This window comes from Kitasatospora sp. NPDC057198 (assembly GCF_042670125.1).
Lineage (GTDB): Bacteria > Actinomycetota > Actinomycetes > Streptomycetales > Streptomycetaceae > Kitasatospora.
On the sequence record NZ_JBHUWH010000481.1, the window covers coordinates 1 to 5,764 of the forward strand.

At 72.4% G+C, this 5,764-nt stretch carries 4 protein-coding genes; 3 read left to right on the forward strand and 1 reads right to left on the reverse strand.

What is annotated here, in order from left to right; translation table 11 throughout:
- Window positions 1–32: 32 nt before the first annotated feature.
- A complete protein-coding gene (locus tag ACFUEL_RS33625; protein WP_380241028.1) occupies window positions 33–2,450 on the reverse strand; it encodes a nitrate- and nitrite sensing domain-containing protein in 2,418 nt (805 codons plus the stop codon).
- A 623-nt stretch (window positions 2,451–3,073) separates the two neighbouring features.
- Here ACFUEL_RS33625 and ACFUEL_RS33630 point away from each other — a divergent pair.
- The 3 genes from ACFUEL_RS33630 to gltX all read left to right on the forward strand — a co-directional run bounded on the left by ACFUEL_RS33630 (window position 3,074) and on the right by gltX (window position 5,693).
- On the forward strand, window positions 3,074–3,268 hold the full coding sequence (locus ACFUEL_RS33630) for a hypothetical protein (protein ID WP_380241030.1): 195 nt from the start codon (window positions 3,074–3,076) through the stop codon (window positions 3,266–3,268).
- 104 nt (window positions 3,269–3,372) lie between these two features.
- A complete protein-coding gene (locus tag ACFUEL_RS33635) occupies window positions 3,373–4,170 on the forward strand; it encodes a fumarylacetoacetate hydrolase family protein (RefSeq protein WP_380241032.1) in 798 nt (265 codons plus the stop codon).
- A 14-nt stretch (window positions 4,171–4,184) separates the two neighbouring features.
- Complete coding sequence (gene gltX / locus ACFUEL_RS33640) at window positions 4,185–5,693, forward strand: glutamate--tRNA ligase (protein ID WP_380241034.1); 1,509 nt, start codon at window positions 4,185–4,187, stop codon at window positions 5,691–5,693.
- Window positions 5,694–5,764: the final 71 nt, after the last annotated feature.

The window sequence follows — 5,764 nt, forward strand, 5'->3', positions numbered from 1 at the left end:
CACCTCGCCTCCTCGCCCGGAGCCGGGTTCTATCAAAGCGACAGGCCCACCGCCCGCGTCGGCAGGCCGCCGGAGCGGCCACCGCCCTGGGCCGGTCCGGTGCCGAACGCGCCGCCCGGGCCGAAGCCGCCGTCGCCCGGCTGGCCGCCGGGCGCGCCCTGGCCCGCGCCGGGACCGCCCGGTGCGCGCCGCGCAGCGGACGGGCCGGGGGTGCCGGAGGGGGAGAACAGGTCGGGGCTGCCGCCGGCCGGGCCCTGACCCAGTTGCGGACGGCCCTGCGGGTCGTTCGGGCCCGCCTGGCCGAGCGCGGTGCGCCCGCCGGGCAGGTCGCCCGCCGGGCGGCCCTGCTGGCGCGGCGTCGGCGCCAGGCCGCGCTGCTGCTTGCCGCCGCCCTGGCCGGCCCCGGCGCCCGTACCGGGCCGGTTGCCGCGCCGCTCGGCGGAGTTGGTGACGTCCACCGGCAGCATGACCAGCGCGGTGGTGCCGCCGGAGTCGGACGGGCGGAGCTGGATCCGGATGCCGTGCCGCAGGGACAGGCGGCCGACCACGAACAGGCCCATCCGGCGGGAGACGGAGACGTCCACGATCGGCGGGTTGGCCAGGCGCTCGTTGATGTCGGCGAGGTCGTCGGGGGAGAGGCCGATGCCGGTGTCGTGGATCTCGATCAGCACCCGGCCGTCCGGCAGCGCGTGGCCGGTGACCCGGACGCGGGTCTGCGGGGAGGAGAACGAGGTCGCGTTCTCCAGCAGCTCGGCGAGCAGGTGGACGAGGTCGTTGACGATCCGGCCGGCCACCTCGGCGGTGGGCACCGAGGCCAGCTCGACGCGCTCGTACTGCTCCACCTCGGAGGCCGCGGCGCGCAGCACGTCGACCAGCGGGACGGGACGGGTCCAGCGGCGGCCCGGGTCCTCGCCCGCGAGGACGAGGAGGTTCTCGCCGTTGCGGCGCATGCGGGTCGCGAGGTGGTCGAGCTTGAACAGCGAGGCCAGCTGGTCCGGGTCCGCCTCGCGGCTCTCCAGCTCGGAGATCAGCGACAGCTGGCGCTGGATCAGGCCCTGGCTGCGGCGCGAGAGGTTGGTGAACATCGCGTTGATGTTGCCGCGCAGCAGCGCCTGCTCGGCGGCCAGTCGGACCGCCTCGCGGTGCACCATGTCGAAGGCGTGCGCCACGTGGCCGATCTCGTCGGCGGAGTCGACGCCGACCGGCTCGACGGTGACGTCGACGTCCTGCGGGTCGCTCTCGGAGAGGGTCTTGACCAGCTCCGGCAGGCGGCGCTCGGCGACGTCCTCGGCGGACGCCTGCAGGCGGGTCAGCGAGCGCACCATCGAGCGGGCCACCAGGGCGGCGCCGGCGATGGCGACGATGAGCACCAGGGCGACCAGCGAGGCGTTGATCACCGACTCGGTGTCGGCGTCGGACTGGAGCTTCTGGGCCTTGCCGTCGAGCTCCTCCAGCAGCGCGGTCTCGATCGCCCGCTCGGCGGTGATCTTGGCCGTCGACTTCTCGTACCAGGACTGGTAGCTGGTGCCGTCGTTCAGCTTGATGCCGTTGGTGTTGAGCGCGGCCTTGGCGAACCGGTCGGCCTCGGCGATCGTGTTGTTGAAGCTCATCTTGGACTGCTTGGTGCGGGCCGCGGCCTCACCGTAGATGGCGGTGAAGTTCTGCAGCGCGTTGCCCTCGGCGACCATGAGCCGGGCGCCGAAGGTCTCGTCCGAGACGGAGAGCTGGGCGCTCCCGGGGTGCGCGAGCGCGGCGGAGAGCAGCGCGCGCTGCATCGAGGTGTTCTCCTTGGACAGCGAGAACTGGTACAGCGCCCGGGTGGCGGTGATCAGCCCCGGGGAGTTCGAGGTGACCGCGATGTCCTGGGCGGCGCCGAGCAGGTCGGTGATGATCACGTCGTAGTTGGTGATCGTCGCCTGGATGTTGTCGAGGTCGCGGTAGGCACCGGTGCGGGCCTGCGGCAGGCCGTTCAGGTCGCGGCGGACCTGGAGCAGCAGGGTCTTGGAGCCCGCGAGGTCGAGGTCGTCGAACTTGTCGGCCGCGTTGGTGAACCGCTTGGAGAGGGTGTTGGTCTCCTTGTACGCCTGCTGGATCAGCGGATCGCTGTCCGCCGGGGTGTTGGACGCCAGCGGGCCGGCCGCGACGTCGCGCTCGTTCTGCAGGGCGTTCGCGAGGTCGGTGGCGCTCCGGGCCAGTTCGGCCAGGTCGCTCATCTGCGACAGCTCGCGGGAGTTCTCCATCGAGTCCTGCACGCGCAGGCCGCCGAGCAGCAGCGCCACGGCCACCGGGAGGAAGAGCAGGGCGATCAGCCGGGTGCGGATCCGCCAGTTGCGCATGGCGAGGCGGCTCAGGCCGGTCGCCCGGCGGCGGGTGAGCGTGCCGCGGAGTCTGGCCCGCTTGCTCCTCTTGTCGGCGGCCTGATCGCCGCCCTGTTCCGGCGCGCCGTTCACGCCCTGCGCACCGCTGTCGGCGGCGGGTTCGGCGGGGGCGCCGTGAGGACGCTCGCCTTGGCCCGTCGTCGCCGGCGCCGCCTGGTGGGGGCCGGCCGCGGGCTCGCGCGACTCCGGGTCACCCGCGGCGCCGCTGCCCCTCTTGAAACGTCCCTGCACTGGCGTCGCAACCTCTGGACCGGGCGCCCTTCCCCGCCGGGCGGAGATAGGGCGGTGTCGAGTTTTTCCGTGGCATTCCAGCACAGCGGGGGAAGTCCAACAAGGGCCGTTACGACACGGTGTCCTGGGCCACCCTCCGCGCGCGGGGCCTCACGTTCCGTCGTGCATCCGGCCCGGAATACGGTCCTTTTCGGACACCCGACGTGTCCAGGTCAACCAAGGGGAAGATCAGCTTGTGCGGTGAATGTCCGGGATATCCCTAATGGTGGTTTCCGGCATTGGTCCCGAATCTCCGTCGGCACACCCTTTGTTCCGGTAATTGTGAGCAAAATCACAGCCCGATGTGTAGCTTTGGTCACGGCCGCTGTGGAATGGGCTCCCTAACCTGGCAGGGTCGACCGGAGCCTGCCCAGCGGCGGGCCCGTGCAAAAGTCCGTTCGAGCGAAACAAGGGTGCTGACGCAAATGTCCGAGACGACCAACGGGGCCGCGCGCTCCACGGCCAACCCCCGCCGCACCACGCTGGCCTCCGTCGCGGACTTCTCCCAGCTGCCCGGCCGCACCGCCCGCGCGTACGCCGCCGAGCTGCCCACCGCCACCGCCAATCCGCGCCGCACGGTCCTGATGACCGCCCCGGCCCCCCGCCTGCCGCGGGACTGACCCGCGCGCCGATAACCTGGTGGCACCAGCCGGGCCCGGTACTGCGGGCCCGGCAGCCGCCCGGGAGCGTCCGGGCGGCCGACGAACCGAGAGGTTGCAGGGCTGTGCGTATCGCCAGGTTCTCCGTCCGCGAAGGGAGCCCCGCGGCGGGCTCGGTCTCCTTCGGAATCATCGAGGGGGACGCCGCGCAACCCGACTCGCTGGTGGTCCACACGCTGGCCGGCCACCCCTTCGGCACCCCCCAGCCGACCGGCGAGACCCACCGCCTGCAGGACGTCCGGCTGCTCGCCCCGATGCTCCCCAGCAAGATCGTCGCGGTCGGCCGCAACTACGCCGCGCACGCCGCCGAGCTGGGCAACGAGGTCCCGGCCGTCCCGCTGACGTTCTTCAAGCCCTCCACCGCCGTCATCGGCCCCACCGAGTCGATCGCCTACCCGCCGTTCTCCTCGGACGTGCAGTACGAGGCCGAACTCGCCGTGGTGATCGGCCGGATGTGCCGCGAGGTGCCGCTGGAGCGCGTCCCCGAGGTGGTCTTCGGCTACACCTGCGCCAACGACGTCACCGCCCGGGACGTGCAGCAGCGCGAGGGCCAGTGGGCCCGCGCCAAGGGCTTCGACACCTCCTGCCCGCTCGGCCCGTGGATCGAGACCGACCTCGACCCCGCCGACCTGGCCGTCACCTGCACCGTCAACGGCGAGCTCCGCCAGGCCGGCCGCACCTCTCAGATGGTCCGCTCGGTCGCCGAGCTGATCGTGCACGTCTCCGAGGCGATGACCCTGCTCCCGGGCGACGTCATCCTCACCGGCACCCCCGCGGGCGTCGGCCCCCTGACCATCGGCGACGAGGTCGCCGTCTCCGTCGAAGGCATCGGCACCCTCACCAACAAGGTCGTCAAGCGATGAAGGAAGCAGCGAGCGTGACCGACAACGAGAAGAAGGACCCCGCCGTCCGGGTCCGCTTCTGCCCCTCCCCGACCGGCAACCCGCACGTCGGCCTGGTCCGCACCGCCCTGTTCAACTGGGCCTACGCCCGGCACAACGGCGGCACCCTGGTCTTCCGCATCGAGGACACCGACGCGGCCCGGGACTCCGAGGAGTCGTACCAGCAGCTGCTCGACGCCATGCGCTGGCTCGGCTTCGACTGGAACGAGGGCCCCGAGGTCGGCGGCCCGCACGCCCCCTACCGCCAGTCGCAGCGGATGGACGTCTACGCCGACGTCGCCGAGCGCCTGCGCGAGGCCGGCCACGCCTACCCCTGCTACTGCACCACCGAGGAGCTCGACGCCCGCCGCGAGGCCGCCCGCGCCGCCGGCCGGCCCTCCGGCTACGACGGCCACTGCCGCGACCTGACGGACGGGCAGAAGGCCGCGTACGAGGCCGAGGGCCGCCCGTCGATCCTCCGCTTCCGGATGCCCGACACCACCCTCGCCTTCGACGACCTGGTGCGCGGCCCGATCTCCTTCGACCCGAAGGACGTCCCCGACTACGGCATCGTCCGGGCCAACGGCGCCCCGCTGTACACCCTGGTCAACCCGGTCGACGACGCCCTGATGGAGATCACCCACGTCCTGCGCGGCGAGGACCTGCTCTCCTCGACGCCCCGTCAGATCGCCCTCTACGCCGCGCTGAAGGAGATCGGCGTCGGCAACGGCACCACCCCGCGGTTCGGCCACCTGCCGTACGTGATGGGCGAGGGCAACAAGAAGCTCTCCAAGCGCGACCCGCAGGCATCGCTCAACCTCTACCGCGAGCGCGGCTTCCTCCCCGAGGGCCTGCTCAACTACCTGGCCCTGCTGGGCTGGTCGCTCGCCGAGGACCGCGACATCTTCGACATCGACGAGATGGTCGCCGCCTTCGACATCGACGACGTCAACGGCAACCCGGCCCGCTTCGACCTCAAGAAGGCCGAGCACATCAACGCCGAGCACGTCCGCCGCCTCGCCCCCGAGGAGTTCGTCCGGCGCCTGGTGCCCTACCTGCAGGCCCCCGGCCTGCTCCCGGCCGAGCCCACCGCCGAGCAGCTCGAGCTGCTGGCGAAGGTCGCGCCGCTCACCCAGGAGCGGATGGTCGTCCTCTCCGAGATCGTCACCATGGCCGGCTTCCTGTTCGTCGCCCCCGCCGACTTCGCCGTCGACCCGGAGGACGCCGCCAAGGTCCTCACCGCGGACGCCCGCCCGGTCCTGGAGGCGTCGGTCCGGGCGCTCACCGAGCTGCCCGACTTCACCCCCGAGCCGATCCAGGCCGCCCTGCGCGCGGCGCTGGTCGAAGGACTGGGCATCAAGCCCAAGTTCGCCTTCACCCCGCTGCGGGTCGCGGTCACCGGCCGCCGGGTCTCCCCGCCGCTGTTCGAGTCGATGGAGCTGCTGGGCCGCGAGGAGACGCTGCGCCGCCTGCGGTCCGCGCTGGAGCTGCTCCCGGCCTCCTGAGCCGGGTCCGGAGCCGGGTCCTGAGCCGGTTCCGGACGCCTTCCGGGCCCCTGCGGGCCGGGTCGCTGACC

Excerpts from the sequence above, each read along its gene's own strand:
- ACFUEL_RS33630 (WP_380241030.1), top strand. The coding sequence starts at position 3,074 with ATGTCCGAGACGACCAACGGGGCCGCGCGCTCCACGGCCAACCCCCGC.